Below are 18714 nucleotides of genomic sequence, written 5' to 3'. Positions count from 1 at the left end.
GCCCATTCACTTTTTGAAGAGATCCATGCCCGTAATAGCGTTTCTTCCGTCCCATAGACGAATTCTTTGCAATCATGTAATCTAGGAGCATAAGGATATTATGCGTTGTACAGAATGTACGGAGAGGAGCGGCTGCTTGTTATGAATCTAGACAATTGTCCAAGGTGCGGCCGGTTGTTTGTTAAGAATCTTATGGGGTTGTGCCAGCCCTGCATCAAAGAGCTGGAGCATGAATATGAGATCTGCGTGGATTATTTGCGGGAGAACAAAGGAACCAACATTCAAGAGCTGTCCGATGCTACGGGAATTTCGATAAAGGAGATCACCCGCTTTATTCGAGAGGGCCGGATATCTATAGCAAATGCTCCTAATATGATGTATCCCTGCGAGGTGTGTGGAACGCTGATTCGCGATGGGCATATGTGTGATAGCTGCCGTTCTCGGCTAAGGAAGGATCTCACCAATGCCGTCAAGGAAAGTGCTGCTGGGGATTCTACCAAAAAGACAACAGACGGTGCATATCGTGCCATAGACAAGTTACGTGACCTATAAAATCTGCAAAAAAACGTTTGCAGCTATAAAGAATGTTTCAGTCTACGCCGATAAACTTAGTAAAGATTATCGGCTTTTTTATATTAGAAGGAAGGTGAAGTTATGAAAATTAACGAGACCGGACGAATTAACGCGATGAATCCGTATCAACGCAGCGCGGATGCGCAAAGGCAGGAACAAATGAAGAAAAGTTCACGCAAGGATGAGGTTTCGATCTCTGATGAAGCAATTCAGCTCTTGCAAGCACAGAATTCTGGTAATGATGCTGAACGTGCACTTAAGATCGACAGTTTGAAGCAACAGGTCTCCGCAGGTACCTATCAAGTAGATGCAGCTAAGCTAGCAGAGAAACTCGCCCCATACTTTAAGCAATCCTCCGAGAATTAGGTGAAACCATCCATGGCATTGACGACATTAATAGAACTATTGGAGCAGCTGGACGAAGTGCATAACCAAATGCTGGAGCTGGCCGCTGAGAAAAAACAGACGATTATGGACAACAAGGTGGATGCCTTAATCGACATCCTGAACCGTGAGTCCAAATTAATGAAACTGATTGGACAGCTCGAGGAACAGCGAATCGCGGCAGCATATACCGTTCTGCAAGGCGTGGGTATTCGTTCCAACCTGAACCTGAACCTAACTGAGCTGTCCAGACTTATATTTGACCCTGAAGACAAGGCACGACTGCTGCATATTCAGCAGAAGCTTTCTGGCACTTTGCACCGCTTGAAAGAAGCAAATGAGCTTAATCAGAAGCTGATAGAGCAGTCGCTTACTTTTATAGATTATTCTTTGGATCTGCTGGTCGGAAGACCGAATCAGGATATCACATATCATCGTCCGTCCGATAAGGGCAATGGCGTAAATCGGTCGGGGATTTTTGATGCACGAGGCTAGAATTGTACTGATGAAGTGTTCTGCTGGAGCAGAACATAAGGAGGAGTAAGAAGCATGACATCCACATTTCACTCGATAGAGACCGCGAGACGTAGCCTTTTTACTCAGACCGCAGCTCTTAATACGACTGGACACAATATCGCAAATGCGAATACCGAGGGTTATACTCGTCAACGTGTAAATATGAAGGCTGCTTTACCTATTGAAGCGTATGGATTTAATAAATCTACCGTTCCTGGTCAAATGGGTACAGGGGTGGAATTTTCATCTATCGATCGGATTCGGGAAATGTTTCTGGATGATCAGTACCGTGGTGAGAATTCTGCATTTGGTAACTGGAAACTTCAAGCAGATACCCTCTCTAAACTAGAAGCGATTGTGAATGAACCATCGGATACAGGTATCCGTACAGTTCTAGATAACTTCTGGAAATCATGGTCTGACCTTAGTAAAAACCCTGAGGATCCTACTGCTCGTAAGATTGTAGTGCAAACTGCACAATCTTTGACAGATGCCATGAATTATATGAGCACGCAATTAGATAATCTTGATCGGGATCTAACTACTAATATTGAGGTTAAAGCAAAAGAGGCTCAGGGTTACCTGACCGCTATCGCAGACTTGAATAAATCGATCTATAAGATCGAAGGTATGGGCGATCAGGCGAATGATTTACGCGATCAACGCGATCTGATGGCAGACAAGCTATCCAAGATTGCTAATATTACCGTTGTGGAGACGGAAGCTGGTTATAACGTTTCACTGGGTGGACAGCCACTGGTAGAGGGTGGAGAAGTTACTGCAACCGTAGATAGTGCATTTCTTAATAATGCTTATGCCGCTGGAACTTTGAAGGGCGGCGAGGCTTACGGAATGATTTTCTCCAAAAATACTTATGTTACCGACTACAAAAAACAACTCAACGATATGGCTAGCACGATTGCTACTGGTAACGTTGAAATTACAATACCGGCAGGTTCCAATCTTCCTGAGGGTACGGTGTTGACTAATGATGCTAAGATTACTCAAGCGGATGGCACCGTAGTTACTTTGGCCGCTGGTCAGGCAATGCCTAAGGGAGCAACGATGTATGAGGACGCTAAGACCATTGTCAAAGGCTTGAACGGACTCCACAAGTTAGGTTATGCGATGGATGGAAGCGCTGGTCGTGATTTCTTTGTAACCTCTGGTGATGCTGGAACGATCAAATTGAATCCGGAAATTGCTGCGGATGTAAACTTATTCGCAACCTCGCTACGTACAACTGTTGATGCTGATGGCAACACGCAGGTTGTTAAAGGAAATAACACCTTGGCTCTTTTATTGACAAACCTCAAGGATAGTAAATTCACTACGCCGGACGGTAAAGTTAGCAATACTGTTGGTGGACTTCTAGGCTCTATGGTTGGCCAGTTGGGTATTCAATCGCAGGAGGCAGCGCGTCAAACCGATAACTCAGATTATCTGGTAGAGCAGGTTAACTCCCGCCGTCAATCTGTCAGTGGTGTATCGCTGGATGAAGAAATGTCGAATATGCTAGTATTCCAACATGCTTATAGTGCCGCTGCGCGTTTTATGACTACTTTTGATGAACTGCTTGACAAATTGATTAATTCCACCGGCACAGTCGGCAGATAAAAGGAGATATAGCGTATGTTGAGAGTAACCTCTAACATGATGAATTCACAGCTTCTGCTTAACTTAAACCGTAATGCACGTACAATGAACGATACACAGTTACAGCTTTCAAGTGGACAAAAAATTAACAAGCCTTCCGATGATCCAGTAGGGATCACGTATTCCCTACGCTACCGTGCAGAGCTTTCATCTAATGAGCAATATACCAAGAATGTAGATAGCGCACTTTCCTGGTTAGATTATAATGATACTGTTCTGGGACAGGCTGGTGATGTTGTTCAGAAGATTCGTGAACTGACAGTACAAGCTGGGACCGGAACTAATCCGCAGTCCGCACTTGATAGTATCAATTCAGAAGTGTTGCAGTTGAAAGAACAGCTTGTGGATATTGCTAACAGCACACTAAATGGTAAATATATCTTTAATGGTGAACAATACAATACCAAACCTTATGATTTTGCTAAAGGTGCAGATGGCACCTATGATGTAACTAAGCCGATTACTACAGATACTGGGCAGATTCAGTTTATTGTAGGTGAGGGTGTACGTATGCCTATTAGTACCAGTGGCAATGACGTATTTGGCAGAACTGGTGAAGCGGATAATTTATTTACCATTATTAATAATATTTCGGGTGCCTTACAAGCGGGTGATATTACTGCAATATCTAATCAACTTACAAATATTGATACGCGCATGGAGAACCTATTAACGGCCCGTTCAGAAATAGGAGCTAAGGCTAATCGTGTAGAACTAATGCAGGAGCGTCTGAGTGACTTAAACATCAATCTTACTGATTTGCAGGCCAAGACGGAAGATGCTGATTACGAAGGTTTGATTATGCAGTCGAAGATTCAGGAAAATATCTATAACGCCTCATTATCTGTAGGTGCAAAGATTATATCTACAACTCTCGTGGACTTTATCAGATAACGGAGGTGGTTCTTGTTGCTTCAGCCGATATTGCAAATCCGTCAGACGCCTGCTGTGATTGGGATTGATGCCGATCCGGGCACCTATTCGATTTCTCAGCCTAAAGCTGAAGTCAATGTAAATACCACACCCGGACAACTAACGGTTCAATCCACTCGGCCTGAACTTACCATAGATCAATCTCGTGCATGGGCAGCCTATAATGGCGGTAATTTGTTTGATATGAACAAACGAATCTATTCCGGCATTCAGCAGCTGTATCTTCAGGGTATAGCTAGAAAGGTTGAGCAGGGGAATCGGATGGCAGAGTTTTTTAAACCGGGTAATACGATTGCAGAAGTGTACGGCACAGATACCGAACCTAATTCATTTCCAGAGATTCGTGGACCAGCATCATATGATAATGTCGATATTCATTTTGAGACTAGAGCCCCCAAAATTAATTTTCGGGCCGCCCATGTTGATATACAGGTGGAAAGACGTAGTCCTGAGATTGAGTATACCCGAGGCAAGTTAAATATATATATGCAGCAATATGCAACCATACAGTTTTTTTTACCTGAAATTAACGTTCAATTGTAGGTCTTTAAGCTATAGATGTGCTGGGAAGCACCTCTATAGCTTTTGTGCTATATATGGTTTGGTAGTAGTATTTTTATGATGCCAGTTATTTTGAGGAGTGAACAACTTTGATTATAGAAACACTATCTTGGGGCGAAATTGATGTAGATGAGGACCAGTTATATCATTTTCCTAAAGGATTACCAGGTTTTGATGAAGAAACAGACTTCGCTTTGATTGCTGTGGAGGAGACACCTTTTTGGTACTTACAGTCTGTGAAGGAAAAGGGATTGTCCTTTTTGCTAAGTGATCCATTTGTTTTTTATCCATCTTATGAATTTGATCTTCCAGATGATGAGGCGGAAGAACTAGGGATCGACAAAGAGGTTGTCGTTCGTTGTATCATTACTCTGAAGGAACAAGTTGATCAGTCTACGATTAATCTTCTTGCACCCATTGTATTGAATCCAGTGAAGCATGCTGGGAAACAAATCGTTCTGCATAGAGCTCCTTATCATACTAAGCACAGCCTTTTGCTGGAACAGTCGGTTATCGATGGAAAGGACGGTGTATGATATGCTTGTACTTACCCGCAAAAAAGGTGAATCCATCGTTATTCAGGAGCAGATAGAGTTGACGATCCTAAGTGTGGAAGGTGATATAGTAAAGGTGGGCATCTCGGCGCCTAAGCATGTCGATATTTTCCGAAAAGAGGTATATCTTTCTATTCAAGAGGCTAATCGTGAGTCTGTTGCTCCTATACAGACTGATTTGAATGCCTTGATCCATCGATTTCGTGGAGAGAAGAAGAGCGATTAATAGACGTATTTAAATACGTAGAATCTAGAACCTAGGGCTGCCCAAATGCAGACTTAGGTTTTTTTTTGGTTTTAGAAATATTTTTGAAAAAACTTCGAATTACTCTAAACTGTTGGGCATACGCCGTCGATATATGTAGTAGACGTTGAACCTGCAGGGCGGCCGACCTTAAAGGTTCGGCGTTTACCACATGGATGTGGAACTAACTTAATTTCAGGGAGGAAATATCAAATGATTATCAACCACAATATCGCCGCAATGAACACACACCGTCAGTTGGGTGTAAACACTGCCGCAACTAGCAAAAATATCGAAAAGTTGTCTTCCGGTCTTCGTATCAACCGTGCAGGTGACGATGCAGCTGGTCTCGCAATCTCCGAAAAAATGCGTGGACAAATCCGCGGTTTGGATCAAGCTACTCGTAACGCTCAAGATGGAATCTCTTTGATTCAAACAGCTGAAGGTGCATTGAACGAAACTCACTCTATCCTGCAACGTATGCGTGAGTTAGCGGTACAATCTTCGAATGATACGAACACTGATGCCGATCGTACAGAGCTTCAAAAAGAAGTTACAGCTCTTACGGCAGAAATTGATCGTATTTCTACTGATACAGAATTCAATACTCAAAACCTACTTAACGGTAAGTTTAGTGGTAAAAAAATTCACATCGGTGCGAACGCTAGTCAGACTTTGTCCGTGAGTATTACAACTATGGGAGCAAAAGCACTTGGCGTAGATGCTATCGATTTGTCAAAACAAAGCTTAGCCAATAAAGCTATCACTTCTATCACTAAGGCGATTTCACGTGTGTCTGCACAACGTTCATCTTTAGGTGCGATTCAGAACCGCTTGGAGCACACAATTAACAACTTGGGTACATCTTCTGAAAACCTATCGGCTGCTGAATCCCGTATTCGTGACGTTGATATGGCGAAAGAAATGATGAACCAAACTAAGAACTCTATCTTAGCTCAAGCAGCACAAGCAATGTTGGCTCAAGCCAACCAACAACCTCAAGGAGTTCTTCAACTTCTTAGATAATAGTTTGAGTTAAGATTATAATGAGGTAGATGGCGTAATCGCTATCTACCTTGTTTGCTAAAGAGGAGAATGAAAAATGACCTATTATATTAATGGAGAAAAGTTCAACCAGAAGGAAAGCCTCCAAGAAACTTATCAAGATATGGTTTTGTATCTAAATCAAATTTCATCAATAATTGTGGATAATGCGGGAGTGCCTCTCGATGAATTGGATATTAAGGATCTTTTGAAAGGACATAACAATCCAATCTTTGAAACAAAGTTAATTATTGAGCATGAACAAGAAGTGCTTCAAAACGTGCATCAGTTTTCAAAAGAGCTTTTATTAACAATTGAGAACTTGAATTTGAAAAGTATTGAAGATATATTGTCAGCGTTTTCTGAGTTGTCTGCTACATTATTAGAGTTATCGAATGTGGATAGTTATTTTAAGTTCAATAAGATTAGCAAGACAAATATAGAATTAACTGTGAGACAAGCGGAACAAAAAATAGTGGAAAATGATTACTCATCTATTACTGAGATTATCGAACTAATCTACTCAGAATGGATTGAGGATTTTATAGAGGAATTAGAAACCAGAAAGGGAATCAATCAGTGAGTATGTATGAAATAACAAGTGGAACAGCAGATGATGGAAGTCAGATATACATTTATAAATCAGAGGGTATAAATCTGCCGTTAAATTCTAAAATCTCTCCTAAGAGAGAGATAGCTAAACTTTTGAAAAAGGAAATATCAGAGAAGAATAAAATTACTTTTGTAATAGGCATTGGAAATGGTGAGATTATAGAAGCCCTTCATGCAGATTATCAAGATATTCCGAAAGTAATTATCATAGAGCCTTTCAATGAAGTTGTATTGAATGAATCTACATTGAATACAATTAAAATCAGTAAAAATATAGAATTCTACTATTTTAGAGACTTGCTGCCTATAATGATAACCACTATTATAGAGCAGTTTAGAGGTCTCTCTTCGCAAATCATTATTCATCCTAAATATGACCAAACGGAATCCCAATTCATAAATGATACTTTGAAATTAATAGAGAAAAGTTTAAGTCTGTATGTAATCAATAATAATACAGTGAATTTTTTTAAGAAAAATTGGATCATAGAGCCGATATTAAACGTAGTTTACACCTATGAAATGGATCCGATAGATAAGTTGTTGAGAGAGTTTCGAGGAAAAGGAGCTATACTAGTCTCTTCTGGACCATCCTTAACGGATAATATTGATCTTATCAAAAAAACAAAAGATCATATGTATGTTTTTTGTGTAGGCTCTGCTTTAAGGGCGTTGTTGAAATATGATATTCATCCCGATTTTGTTGTTTCGATTGACGCTAGTTTAACAAATTATGAAGCTCACTTCAAAGGACTTAATTATGAAGGTATTGCTATATTTGATACGATGACTCATCATTTAATTTTGGAAAACCATCAAGGACCGGCTCTGAAAATGTTAAGTGAGATGGATGGTATTACGGGAAGTTTATTTCCTGAGATGACTCGATTCATATCCGTCGCTTCGGTCGCTATTTCTACCTTAAACCTAATTTATCAACTTGGATTTGAAGAAGTGTATTTAGTTGGGCAGGATTTATCTTTTATTGATAAGAAGTACTATGCCGAAGGTATAACAATACATGAAGGAGTTAGGATAGAAGAAGAATTGTGGGTGGATAGTAATGACGGAGGAAAGGTATTAACTTCTGAGACGTTATATGCACAGATAGATTCATTCAATCAATTAACGAATCTTATAAAAGATCATATCAAAATGTATAATCTTTCGAAAAAAGGTGCGAAGATTAATCATGTTCCTTATATCAACGCCGAGAAGATTGATTACCATAGGTTTGTAAAAGATGTGGATTTCTCTGTTAATCAAAACATAAAGAATAACAAGGGAAAAGAAAAAGCAATTGAAGTAATAAAAAATCTATATCAAATTCTTGATTTAGTAAAAGTAGAAGAAAGAAAAATGAAAAAAATACGTGAAAATGTAGTCAATATTTCCGATATAAGAACATTATTGAAAAGCGTGAAGAAGCTTAGAAAAGAGCCGCTGGTTGAAGGTTCTTTATTAAATCAGCTAATAGATGATGTTCAAAGAATAAGTAATCATTTTGAATACAATTATAATGAGACCCAGACTACAAATGATCAAAGAAAAGAAATGAGAGATAGTATTCACGTACTGTTTATAAAACTAAAGAAATATTTAGAGTTATTATTAAACGATGAAGAGATTCAAAAGTTTTATTCTAAAGGGTGAATGTAAATGAAGAATAAGGTATTAATAACAGGAGCGGACGGATTTATCGGCTCGCATTTAGTAGAAGAACTTATACGCCAGGGATATGATGTACGAGCATTCGTCTATTATAACTCATTCAACTCGTGGGGGTGGCTTGACTCATCATCAGATGATGTTAAGAGAGAGTTAGATGTATTCTCAGGTGATATTCGTGATCCACATGGGGTAAAAGAAGCCATGAAGGGTTGCGATATGGTTTTACATCTGGCCTCATTAATTGCAATTCCTTATTCTTACCATTCTCCAGATACGTATGTAGATACAAATATAAAAGGAACATTAAATATACTTCAAGCAGCACGTGAGCTTGGCGTATCTAAAGTAGTTCATACGTCAACTAGTGAAGTATATGGAACTGCTCAATATGTACCTATTAATGAAGAACATCCTTTACAGGGACAATCACCGTATTCTGCATCGAAAATTGGTGCGGATCAAATGGCGTTATCTTTTTATCGTTCGTTTGAAACGCCAGTAGCAATTATCAGACCGTTTAATACGTATGGGCCACGTCAATCTGCACGTGCTGTTATCCCGACGATTATCACACAGCTTGCATCGGGTAAGGAGAAGATCAAACTGGGTGCTTTAAGTCCGACGAGAGATTTTAATTATGTTAAAGATACTGTCAGTGGGTTTATTTCAATTATGAATAGTGAAAAAGCACTTGGTGAAGTGATTAATATAGGTAGTAATTATGAGATTTCAATAGGAGACACAGTTAAGGCTATTGCTGATGTAATGGACAAAAAACTTGAAATTGAAACAGATGAAGTTCGCTTTCGTCCTGAAAAAAGTGAAGTGGAACGATTGTGGGCAGATAATCAAAAAGCGAAAGAATTGCTCGGCTGGGAACCATCATACGGTGGAATAGAAGGATTTAAACGTGGATTGAAAGAGACAGTTGATTGGTTTACAGATCCCACGAATTTATCAAAATATAAGGCAGATGCATATAACATATGAACAAGCAGTGGCAGGAAATAATTCAGGGCATAAAAGAAATTTATGGTAATAAAGATTTTATTCCCTTACATGAGCCGACCTTCAGTGACAAAGAAGTTGAGTATGCAACGGACTGTATTCGAACAGGGTGGGTCTCATCTGTTGGTAAATATGTCGATGAGTTTGAGAAGAGGCTTGTAGAATATACAGGTGTGAAGCGAGCTGTTGCTGTTGTTAATGGTACTGCTGCTTTGCATATTGCGTTAAAAATTGCTGGTGTGCAGGCGAATGATGAGGTTTTTATGCCGGCGCTTACATTTATAGCAACAGCAAACACGGTTTCATACTTACAGGCAGTTCCTCATTTTATTGATGTTTCTGAAGAAACATTAGGCATTGATCCCAAAAAACTTGAAGAATATATTCGAGAGATTGGTGAGATACATAATAATCAGCTCATTAATAAAGTGACGGGCCGTGTAATACGGGCTATAGTTCCCATGCATACATTTGGTCATCCTGTAGATATTGATCCGTTAATTGATGTTTGTAAACGGTATAATCTTGTTCTTGTCGAAGATGCAGCGGAATCACTGGGTTCTTATTATAAGGGAAAGCACACGGGGGGATTTGGCCTTGTAGGCGCGCTCAGTTTTAATGGTAACAAAATCATGACCACTGGTGGCGGTGGAGCGATATTAACGAATGACGAACAACTTGCAGATTATGCAAAACATATTACTACAACTGCCAAAATACCGCATCGTTGGGAATACCGTCATGATGAGATAGGGTATAATTACCGAATGCCCAATATTAATGCGGCTCTAGGATGTGCTCAAATTGAAAAGATGGATGTATTTCTTGCGAAAAAAAGAGCGTTAACTCAAAGTTATAAAAAGTTATTTGAGCAAATAGATGGAGTAGATTTATTTGTAGAACCTGCTTTTGGAACGAGTAATTACTGGCTTCAAACCATTATCCTTGATTCGGAGCAACACAGTCGTGATGACGTGCTAGATTTATTGAATAAGGATGGAGCAATGGCAAGGCCAATTTGGACGCCAATGAATGAGTTAACTCCTTATATGCATTGCCCAAAAGGTGATTTGACAGTGACAAATGAGCTGAATAAAAGAGTTATTAACATTCCATCGACTCCTCTTTGAAAGGGGTAATCAACTATGAATAAACGTAAAATTTGTGTTGTCACTGGAACACGATCTGAATATGGGTTGTTGTATTGGTTGATGAAAGAAATCCATTCTGATGCTGAATTGGAACTACAATTAGTTGTTACTGGGATGCATTTATCTCCTGAATTTGGCCTAACTTATAAGCAAATTGAGGAAGATGGATTTACAATTGATAAAAAAGTAGAGATACTCTTGTCATCAGATACCTCTGTAGGTGTAGTTAAATCAATTGGAATTGCAACAATAGGATTTGCGGATGTACTTGATCAATTAAAGCCTGATTTAATTGTTATCTTAGGAGATCGATTTGAAATGTTGGCTGTGTCACAGGCTGCACTAATCATCGGTATCCCGATTGCACATTTACATGGTGGAGAGTTAACCTTTGGCGCATTTGATGACTCTATTCGTCACTCTATCACTAAGTTGGCTACGTGGCATTTCACTAGTACCGAAGAACATAAACAACGAGTAATTCAACTTGGTGAATCACCAGATCGAGTGTGGAATGTTGGTGCGTTAGGAATTGAGAATATTTTAAAGGTGCCACTTTTATCAAAAGATGAGCTATACAATCAGTTAAGTCTTGATAAAAACAAGTCACTTTTGCTTATTACATATCATCCTGAAACACATGGAGATAGGGATGGAATTCATCCGTTATTAAGGGCTTTAAGTGAATATTCAAATGTGAACTTGCTCTTTACAAAAGCGAATGCCGATAATGGTGGACGTTATATTAACGAAGAGATCGAAAAGTATACTAAACAAAATGAGAGTGCCTTCTTGTTTGATTCGCTAGGGCAATTGCGATACTTGAGTGCAGTTAAACATGCTGATTCTGTTATTGGTAATTCATCCAGTGGGCTCATTGAAGTCCCCTATCTACAAACGCCTACTGTAAATTGTGGTAATAGGCAGGCGGGCAGACAAGGACCGTCATCGGTTTTTGATGTTGAGTTAGATGAAGGATCTATTAAAAATGGCATTGAACAAGCTCTGCAATATGCTGGGCCTTATGAACAGCTCTTTGGTGATGGAAATGTTTCTCGCAAAATAGTGGAAATTCTTAAAGATATACCTTCCTATTTGATTCAGAAGGAGTTTTATGACTTATGAGCCATCAAGTATATATAATCGCCGAAGCTGGTGTGAATCATAATGGTTCTCTTGATCTTGCTTTTAGACTAGTTGATGCAGCAGTGCAAGCTGGAGTAGATGCGGTAAAATTTCAAACCTATAAGACAGAAAATCTTGTCACCAAAAATGCAAAACAGGCAGAGTATCAAGTGGAGAACATTGGAGAAGAGACATCACAATTTGCAATGTTAAAGAAATTAGAACTTTCGTATGAAGAGTTTTTTCAAATTAAGGCTTATTGCGATGAGAAAAAAATTGAATTTCTATCTACACCCTTTGATCGTGAAAGTATCGATTTTTTAGTAGATGAACTCGCGATTCGTACTGTGAAAATTTCGTCTGGTGAATTAACAAACACACCGTTCGTTCATTATATTGCTACAAAACGTAAACCAATAATTTTATCAACAGGTATGGCAACTATTGAGGATATACATGAATCTTTGTCCTTCATTGCTTACGGTCTGGCGTATCCAACAGATGAAGTGAAAATAGAAGCTGTGCAAAAGTTTTACCCCTCCTCTGAGGCAAAGAAGTGGTTGAAGGATTATGTAACGGTATTGCACTGTACAACTGAATATCCAACTCCGTACGGAGATATTAATTTGCAGGCGATTGATCATTTAACAAGAGAGACCCAATTAGATGTGGGTTTATCTGATCATTCAGAGGGGATATACGTGCCTGTAGCTGCGGTTGCCCGTGGTGCTCTGGTTATTGAAAAACATTTTACAACAAGTAGGCTTTTACCCGGACCAGACCACCTCGCATCCTTAGAACCAGATGAATTACAAGAGATGGTGAAGGCAATCCGCATTATTGAACACTCATTAGGAGATGGAAATAAAAAGCCAACTATCAAGGAGCAGACAAATCAAATCGCTGCTCGTAAAAGCTTAGTAGCTGCGAAGTCAATTATGATTGGAGATACTATTACTAAAGAAAATTTAACTGTCAAAAGACCGGGAAGTGGTATGGCTCCTTCACAATATTGGTCACTAATCGGTAAAAAGGCATCGAAAAGCTATAGTGAGGATGAGCTAATTGATGAGTAAGCCTGTTATCCTTATTGGAAACGGTGGCCACGCCGCGGTCATAACTGATATTTTGTTACAGCAAAAACGCTCAATTATGGGTTTCACAGCACCGGAAAAACAAGAGAATCGTTTTGGACTTTCATATCTTGGCACAGATAAAGTCATTGACTCATACAATATTTCTGATATTGAACTTGTACTTTGTTTAGGTTCTATTGGAGTACCTTATATTAGAGCGGATATATTTCAGCAATTTAAAACAAAGGGTTATACATTTTCCTCAGTCATTCATCGAAATGCAATTATTTCTCCTTACTCAAAATTAGGTGAGGGTGTGCAAATTATGGCGAGTGCTGTTATTGAATCTTTTGCAAGTGTTGCCGATAATACTATTATAAACACATCTTCAAGTATCAACCACGACTGCTCAGTTGGAAGTAGTTGTCATATTGCGCCGGGAGTTACACTTTCTGGAAGCGTGATAGTCGGTGATTTAACACATATTGGAGCAGGATCGACAATTATTCAAAACGTTCAGATTGGAAGTCAAGTAATAATTGGAGCAGGATCGCTAGTTTTGCAAACGATAAAGGATAGAAGCAAGGCATACGGAACTCCCGCTAAGGAAGTGTAGAATAATGACAAAGTGGAGAAAAATTTTGATAAGCCCTCAAGTAACGATTTTGCAAACTATGAAATTAATTGATGATTCTGCACTACAATTCGCAATAGTCGTGGATGAAAACAGGTGTTTACTTGGGACGGTTACAGATGGCGACATTCGCCGAGGACTCCTAAAGGGTTTATCTTTAGATACTTCAATTCAAAAAGTCATGAATGAAACTCCTATATACGAAAACGCTGGAAAGAAGCAGTTTTATTATAGAGAAGTAATGAAAAAGTTGAAATTAAAGCAGCTGCCGATTGTAAATCAAGAAAAGCAGATTCTAGATGTTATTTTTGTGGATAATGTAGTAGAAACTTCGCAAAAAGAGAATACCGTTATATTAATGGCTGGCGGTCTTGGGACGAGACTTCGTCCTTTGACGGATCATGTGCCGAAACCTATGTTGAAAGTTGGAGACAAACCTATTTTAGAAACAATTATTGAAAGTTTTAAAGGTTTTGGATTTACTAATTTCATTTTGTCGGTAAATTATAAGAAGGAAATAATTAAAGATTATTTTCAAGATGGATCTCATCTCGATGTAAATATATCATATATAGAAGAAACAAAGAGGCTCGGTACAGCAGGTGCATTGTCACTTATAGTCGAGAAGCCCGAGCATCCTTTTTTTGTGATGAATGGAGATCTTTTGACTAAAGTTAACTATGAGCAGCTACTCAATTTTCATAGTGAAACCAATTCTGTTGCGACAATGTGCGTAAGGGAGTATGAGTATCAGATACCATATGGTGTTTTAGAGATGGAGAATCACCGCTTGTTATCAATTGAAGAGAAACCGATTCATAAAAGTTTTGTTAATGCAGGTATTTACGTTTTAAGTCCTGAGGTTTTAAAAAATATTCCTCAAAATGAATTTTATGATATGCCGGATCTTTTTAAGAAATTGATGAATGAACAAATAGAAGCCTCAGCTTTTCCCTTGAGAGAGTATTGGCTTGATATAGGGCGCTTGGATGATTATGAAAAGGCTAACTATGAATTTTGTGGAGGCTTAGTATGATAAATAATAAAAAAATACTAGCCATTATCCCCGCACGCGGTGGCTCAAAAGGGCTTCCAAGAAAAAATATTCGTGAATTAGCAGGGAAGCCTTTGATTGCATGGACGATAGAGGCTGGGCGAAAATCTAAATATATTGATAGGTTAATTGTATCATCAGAAGATTTCGAAATAATCGAAGTAGCAAAGAAATATGGAGCAGAGATCCCTTTTGTTCGCCCAAAGCATCTTGCAGAGGATGAATCCTTAGGATTGGATCCGGTGTTTCATGCATTGAGAGAGTTACCTGGCTATGATATTGTAGTTCTACTACAACCGACATCACCATTGCGCTTAACTGAGGATATTGATGCTTGTATTGAACAACTAATAGATTCAGGGGGGCCTGCATGCGTCAGTATGACGGAGACAGAAATATTACCCTATTGGATGTATACTTTGCAAGATAGTGGATTAATGAAACCTATTATTACAAAAAAAGAAATCGGAATTAGACGGCAAGATTTACCACCTGTTTATATTTTGAATGGTGCGGTTTATGTTGCAGAGACAGAATGGTTGTCTAGAGTAAAGTCATTTATAACAGAAGAAACCTCAGCGTTTATTATGCCTAATAACAGATCTTATGATATTGATACCGAAGAAGACTTCTTGTTGTGTGAGTGGAAGATGAACAAGGATTAGGTATATTGTTTTTTTGTGAGAGCATTATGTTTAAGAATAATATATATCTAATCACCTTTTATGGCTTCTCTACGGAGAGGCTTGTTTTGTTTTTATGTTCAAAAAATAAGCTCCCATAAAGAAAACTACTAACCTTGACAATATTACCCATATTCAGACTCGACGATCCGGAGATTATAAGTTGATCCATAATCTAGAGAAACATATATTTCTATATTCTCAAGGATAAGTCCTAAAGTATCCCTGAAACTAGCCGATATATAAAGTATAATATGAGCGTTGTTGGAGGTCGGGGTATATGAATGTACAGTTTTCTTTTTCTGCTAGTTCTATGTCGGTCGGACAAAGCAGGCATGAGGTAACATCTAGCGCTGAATCGGAAAAGGTCCAAAGTAATCCGGTTACTATTCGAGATGCTAAAGATATCAGTCTGAAAGAGAAGCAAGGTGATAACATAACTGTTGCTGAGGAACAGCTTATCCGCACCATTGAGCGAGCAGTGAAATCTCTACAGGGGCCCCAAACCGCGCTAGCAATCAGTATCCACGAGAAAACGCATGATATTATTGTCAAAGTGCTTAATAAGGAAACCGGAGAACTTATTCGTGAAGTGCCACCAGAGAAGACTCTTGATTTAGTGGCTAAAATGATGGAAATTGCAGGTATTCTTGTAGACGAAAAAATATAATGTAGGGGGTACTAATTTGGTTACAAGAATTAATGGGTTTTCAGGGATGGACATAGATAGTATGGTCAAGAGTATGATGGCCGTCAAGCGTGCCCCCTTGGACAAACTATATCAACAAAAAGAAATTTTAAATTGGACTAGAGATAGCTACCGTGAGATTAGTAGTAAACTATATGATTTTAGAGTTAATAAGTTATCGGATAAATATAATTTGTCATCTGCATTAAACTCAAATAAAGCAATTGTTACTGGTAATACCGTTGCAGTAAAGGCCGAGTCGACAGCCACCGCGAACGGAATAGATATGGATGTCACAGTAAAGCAGTTAGCAACAAGTACTACGTTGGAGACAAATGGAGTAGGGCTAAATAAAACTGGGAAAACTACATTGGCAGAACTGGCAACAGGCAAAGCTTTCAGTGACCTTACTGATGCAGAAAAGGAAAAAGACTATACTATAAATATTAATGGTGTCAGCTTCAGTAGCTTGAATGATGCAACGAAATCTTTATTCACCGGAGCTACCTCTATTTCTACTTTAGTTTCAACAATTAATGCTGACAGTAAAGCCGGTGTAATAGCTAGCTTTGATGAGATTACAGGAAAGTTGGTAATTCGATCTAAGACAAGTGGTGCTCCGAGTAATGATCCGACAAGTGTAGATGGTAAAATAGTGTTAGGATCAGATAACACTATACTTAGTGATGTATTTAAGGGCATAAAGCAATATACCAATCAAGATGGAAGTTTGTCGGACACAAAACCTGGACAAGATGCTGTTATTAGCATAAATGGTTCAAACGATATAAAACAAAAGAGTAATACGTTCACTATAAATGGGGTACAACTAACACTACTCGCTGAAACTGGTACAAATGGAACCTCTAAGATCAGTAACCAATCCGATCCAGATAATTCTATTAAAACAATAAAAAGTTTTATCGAAGATTATAACAGTTTGCTTGGATTGTTTAACAAGAAAGTGAATGAAGCTAAATATAGTGATTTTACTCCTCTGACGGATGAACAAAAGAAGGAAATGAAAGAAAGTGAAATTCTAACTTGGACTCAGAAGGCCCAAAGCGGGCTTCTTAAAAATGATGACATCTTAAGATCAACCATATCGTCCATGCGTATGGTTATCTCTGAAAAAATGGGTAAGCTGAGTGAGTTGGGCATTACAACGGGGAGTTATTCTGAGGGCGGAAAATTAATAATTAATGAAGCGAAGCTCAAACTAGCGATTAGTAATAATCCTCAAAGTGTAATAGATTTATTCCAAGGTTCTGCTAGTCAGCCCAATGAGGGGCTTTTTGATAAATTAGGAGATACATTAGCTAAGCCATTGGAAAGTATCTCTATACGTGCGGGTACTAACAAGTATACTGCTGACGTCACTAGTACATTCAAAGAAGAGAGTGTTATGGGCAAAAAGCTCAAAGACTACAATACTCGAATAAACAACATGCTGACAATATTAACAAATACTGAAAAACGTTATTATAAACAGTTTTCAGCGATGGAGACAGCCATGAATAAACTAACGACACAATCTTCCAGTCTGTTCTCCAGTTAATATAATTATTATAAAGAGGGTGAGTTTTTTGATTAGATCTCCATATGAGACATACCGCAAGTCTTCAGTCCAAACCTCAACCCCTGCGCAGTTGGTGATCATGCTGTATGATGGAGCGATCCGCTTTGTTAGAACGGCAATTGATGGACTTACAAAACAAGACTTTGAGAAAACAAATCTTAATTTCGGTAAGGCCCAGACAATTATGAGTGAGCTGATGTCTACATTAGATCATTCCTATGAAGTTTCTAAGAATTTGTTCTCACTTTACGAATATACAAATCATCTATTAATTGAAGCCAACATCCGCAAGAGCCCAGAAAAAGCGGAAGAGGCCATTGGCTACCTTACAGAACTTCGGGAAACTTGGCTACAAGCATCCAAAATCGCTGCAGGCCAGGGACAGGCTGAAAGTGCTCATGGATGAGTTAATTCAAAGCCTGAAGGAACTAACCTTAGATATCACGGATAGACTCTATGAGACTACCTATGAAGAGTTAGAATTTTTTGTCGAGGATCGTCAGGAGCTTGTCGACTCTATTGCAGAACAAGCCGAAATTTGTAAGGCGACGCCCGCACAAAAACAAGAAATAAATCGAATTTTGGAATACGATAATGTGATCTTAGACAGAATGAACGCCCTTCGATTGGAAGCCCAGGACTGGTTACAGAAGCGTAATCAGGCCAAAGTACAGCGTAGCGCATACGAGGCTGCTTACACTCCAGATAGTTTTCTAATGGACCGCAAAAAATAATTTATTTCGGTGTTTCACTATAGGAGTAGACGGGTATTAAATACCGTCTGCTCTTTTTTTGATCCTTACGCCGCAGCTATTTCTTGATTATGGTAAATTAAACGTCCTATTTTACGTGGTAAATTATTGCATGTAAACATTTACTTTTCCAATTGACAATGAAGAAGTTACGGTGGTATAGTCGATTTGTGAGCAAGACTCACGTTCATCTGATGACGAAGGGAATGTTTAATC

22 protein-coding genes are annotated in these 18714 nt (G+C 38.8%); all 22 read left to right on the top strand.

Annotated features, from left to right (window positions below):
• Positions 1-141: 141 nt before the first annotated feature.
• The 22 genes from PAENI_RS11430 to PAENI_RS11325 all read left to right on the top strand — a co-directional run bounded on the left by PAENI_RS11430 (position 142) and on the right by PAENI_RS11325 (position 18480).
• A complete protein-coding gene (locus tag PAENI_RS11430) occupies positions 142-552 on the top strand; it encodes a TIGR03826 family flagellar region protein (protein ID WP_149645336.1) in 411 nt (136 codons plus the stop codon).
• A gap of 102 nt (positions 553-654) precedes the next feature.
• The gene (gene flgM, locus PAENI_RS11425; protein ID WP_042192418.1) at positions 655-939 is read left to right on the top strand and encodes a flagellar biosynthesis anti-sigma factor FlgM; all 285 of its coding nucleotides are present in this window, start codon (positions 655-657) and stop codon (positions 937-939) included.
• A gap of 12 nt (positions 940-951) precedes the next feature.
• On the top strand, positions 952-1452 hold the full coding sequence (locus PAENI_RS11420; RefSeq protein ID WP_149645335.1) for a flagellar protein FlgN: 501 nt from the start codon (positions 952-954) through the stop codon (positions 1450-1452).
• A 54-nt stretch (positions 1453-1506) separates the two neighbouring features.
• On the top strand, positions 1507-3090 hold the full coding sequence (flgK, locus tag PAENI_RS11415) for a flagellar hook-associated protein FlgK (protein WP_149645334.1): 1584 nt from the start codon (positions 1507-1509) through the stop codon (positions 3088-3090).
• Positions 3091-3105: 15 nt separating this feature from the next.
• Positions 3106-4023, top strand: a complete 918-nt coding sequence (gene flgL, locus PAENI_RS11410) for a flagellar hook-associated protein FlgL (protein ID WP_188114534.1) — start codon at positions 3106-3108, stop codon at positions 4021-4023.
• Between the two features lie 15 nt (positions 4024-4038).
• A complete protein-coding gene (locus PAENI_RS11405; protein WP_223178937.1) occupies positions 4039-4605 on the top strand; it encodes a DUF6470 family protein in 567 nt (188 codons plus the stop codon).
• 107 nt (positions 4606-4712) lie between these two features.
• The gene (fliW, locus tag PAENI_RS11400; protein WP_149645332.1) at positions 4713-5159 is read left to right on the top strand and encodes a flagellar assembly protein FliW; all 447 of its coding nucleotides are present in this window, start codon (positions 4713-4715) and stop codon (positions 5157-5159) included.
• A gap of 1 nt (position 5160) precedes the next feature.
• Positions 5161-5403, top strand: a complete 243-nt coding sequence (gene csrA / locus PAENI_RS11395; protein WP_149645331.1) for a carbon storage regulator CsrA — start codon at positions 5161-5163, stop codon at positions 5401-5403.
• Positions 5404-5634: 231 nt separating this feature from the next.
• A complete protein-coding gene (locus PAENI_RS11390) occupies positions 5635-6447 on the top strand; it encodes a flagellin N-terminal helical domain-containing protein (RefSeq protein WP_149645330.1) in 813 nt (270 codons plus the stop codon).
• A 76-nt stretch (positions 6448-6523) separates the two neighbouring features.
• Complete coding sequence (locus PAENI_RS11385) at positions 6524-7048, top strand: hypothetical protein (RefSeq protein ID WP_149645329.1); 525 nt, start codon at positions 6524-6526, stop codon at positions 7046-7048.
• 2 nt (positions 7049-7050) lie between these two features.
• Positions 7051-8730: a motility associated factor glycosyltransferase family protein gene (locus PAENI_RS11380; RefSeq protein WP_223178936.1), complete on the top strand. Its 1680-nt coding sequence runs from the start codon at positions 7051-7053 to the stop codon at positions 8728-8730.
• 6 nt (positions 8731-8736) lie between these two features.
• Positions 8737-9738, top strand: a complete 1002-nt coding sequence (locus PAENI_RS11375; protein WP_149645327.1) for an NAD-dependent 4,6-dehydratase LegB — start codon at positions 8737-8739, stop codon at positions 9736-9738.
• Positions 9735-10886, top strand: a complete 1152-nt coding sequence (locus tag PAENI_RS11370) for a LegC family aminotransferase (protein ID WP_149645326.1) — start codon at positions 9735-9737, stop codon at positions 10884-10886. The genes PAENI_RS11375 and PAENI_RS11370 overlap by 4 nt, the downstream gene beginning before the upstream one ends.
• A gap of 15 nt (positions 10887-10901) precedes the next feature.
• Positions 10902-12032, top strand: coding sequence for a UDP-N-acetylglucosamine 2-epimerase (gene neuC, locus PAENI_RS11365; protein ID WP_149645325.1), 1131 nt, complete (start codon positions 10902-10904; stop codon positions 12030-12032).
• Positions 12029-13108, top strand: a complete 1080-nt coding sequence (gene neuB, locus PAENI_RS11360; protein ID WP_149645324.1) for an N-acetylneuraminate synthase — start codon at positions 12029-12031, stop codon at positions 13106-13108. Before neuC ends, neuB begins: the two co-directional genes overlap by 4 nt.
• Entirely contained in the window at positions 13101-13724 is a 624-nt protein-coding gene (locus tag PAENI_RS11355) for an acetyltransferase (RefSeq protein WP_188114533.1), read from the top strand. Before neuB ends, PAENI_RS11355 begins: the two co-directional genes overlap by 8 nt.
• Before the next feature lie 4 nt (positions 13725-13728).
• Entirely contained in the window at positions 13729-14778 is a 1050-nt protein-coding gene (locus PAENI_RS11350; protein ID WP_149645322.1) for a nucleotidyltransferase family protein, read from the top strand.
• On the top strand, positions 14775-15461 hold the full coding sequence (locus tag PAENI_RS11345; protein WP_149645321.1) for an acylneuraminate cytidylyltransferase family protein: 687 nt from the start codon (positions 14775-14777) through the stop codon (positions 15459-15461). Before PAENI_RS11350 ends, PAENI_RS11345 begins: the two co-directional genes overlap by 4 nt.
• Before the next feature lie 298 nt (positions 15462-15759).
• Positions 15760-16149, top strand: a complete 390-nt coding sequence (locus PAENI_RS11340) for a flagellar protein FlaG (protein WP_149645320.1) — start codon at positions 15760-15762, stop codon at positions 16147-16149.
• A 16-nt stretch (positions 16150-16165) separates the two neighbouring features.
• Positions 16166-17725, top strand: coding sequence for a flagellar filament capping protein FliD (gene fliD, locus PAENI_RS11335; protein WP_149645319.1), 1560 nt, complete (start codon positions 16166-16168; stop codon positions 17723-17725).
• A 28-nt stretch (positions 17726-17753) separates the two neighbouring features.
• Complete coding sequence (fliS, locus tag PAENI_RS11330) at positions 17754-18152, top strand: flagellar export chaperone FliS (RefSeq protein ID WP_149645318.1); 399 nt, start codon at positions 17754-17756, stop codon at positions 18150-18152.
• The gene (locus PAENI_RS11325; RefSeq protein WP_149645317.1) at positions 18145-18480 is read left to right on the top strand and encodes a flagellar protein FliT; all 336 of its coding nucleotides are present in this window, start codon (positions 18145-18147) and stop codon (positions 18478-18480) included. Before fliS ends, PAENI_RS11325 begins: the two co-directional genes overlap by 8 nt.
• The last annotated feature ends 234 nt before the right edge of the window (positions 18481-18714 follow it).

Origin of the sequence: Paenibacillus sp. B2(2019) (assembly GCF_008370385.1) — a bacterium.
Lineage (GTDB): Bacteria > Bacillota > Bacilli > Paenibacillales > Paenibacillaceae > Paenibacillus_AQ.
The sequence above is the reverse complement of the archived record's forward strand: the minus strand, read 5'-3'. Positions and strand labels throughout refer to the sequence as shown.

Excerpts from the sequence above, each read along its gene's own strand:
- PAENI_RS11340 (WP_149645320.1), top strand. The coding sequence starts at position 15,760 with ATGAATGTACAGTTTTCTTTTTCTGCTAGTTCTATGTCGGTCGGACAA.
- neuC (WP_149645325.1), top strand. The coding sequence starts at position 10,902 with ATGAATAAACGTAAAATTTGTGTTGTCACTGGAACACGATCTGAATAT.
- flgL (WP_188114534.1), top strand. The coding sequence starts at position 3,106 with ATGTTGAGAGTAACCTCTAACATGATGAATTCACAGCTTCTGCTTAAC.
- PAENI_RS11385 (WP_149645329.1), top strand. The coding sequence starts at position 6,524 with ATGACCTATTATATTAATGGAGAAAAGTTCAACCAGAAGGAAAGCCTC.
- PAENI_RS11420 (WP_149645335.1), top strand. The coding sequence starts at position 952 with ATGGCATTGACGACATTAATAGAACTATTGGAGCAGCTGGACGAAGTG.
- flgM (WP_042192418.1), top strand. The coding sequence starts at position 655 with ATGAAAATTAACGAGACCGGACGAATTAACGCGATGAATCCGTATCAA.
- PAENI_RS11380 (WP_223178936.1), top strand. The coding sequence starts at position 7,051 with ATGTATGAAATAACAAGTGGAACAGCAGATGATGGAAGTCAGATATAC.
- PAENI_RS11325 (WP_149645317.1), top strand. The coding sequence starts at position 18,145 with ATGGATGAGTTAATTCAAAGCCTGAAGGAACTAACCTTAGATATCACG.
- PAENI_RS11355 (WP_188114533.1), top strand. The coding sequence starts at position 13,101 with ATGAGTAAGCCTGTTATCCTTATTGGAAACGGTGGCCACGCCGCGGTC.
- neuB (WP_149645324.1), top strand. The coding sequence starts at position 12,029 with ATGAGCCATCAAGTATATATAATCGCCGAAGCTGGTGTGAATCATAAT.
- PAENI_RS11430 (WP_149645336.1), top strand. The coding sequence starts at position 142 with ATGAATCTAGACAATTGTCCAAGGTGCGGCCGGTTGTTTGTTAAGAAT.
- PAENI_RS11370 (WP_149645326.1), top strand. The coding sequence starts at position 9,735 with ATGAACAAGCAGTGGCAGGAAATAATTCAGGGCATAAAAGAAATTTAT.
- flgK (WP_149645334.1), top strand. The coding sequence starts at position 1,507 with ATGACATCCACATTTCACTCGATAGAGACCGCGAGACGTAGCCTTTTT.
- csrA (WP_149645331.1), top strand. The coding sequence starts at position 5,161 with ATGCTTGTACTTACCCGCAAAAAAGGTGAATCCATCGTTATTCAGGAG.
- PAENI_RS11350 (WP_149645322.1), top strand. The coding sequence starts at position 13,729 with ATGACAAAGTGGAGAAAAATTTTGATAAGCCCTCAAGTAACGATTTTG.
- PAENI_RS11390 (WP_149645330.1), top strand. The coding sequence starts at position 5,635 with ATGATTATCAACCACAATATCGCCGCAATGAACACACACCGTCAGTTG.
- PAENI_RS11375 (WP_149645327.1), top strand. The coding sequence starts at position 8,737 with ATGAAGAATAAGGTATTAATAACAGGAGCGGACGGATTTATCGGCTCG.
- PAENI_RS11345 (WP_149645321.1), top strand. The coding sequence starts at position 14,775 with ATGATAAATAATAAAAAAATACTAGCCATTATCCCCGCACGCGGTGGC.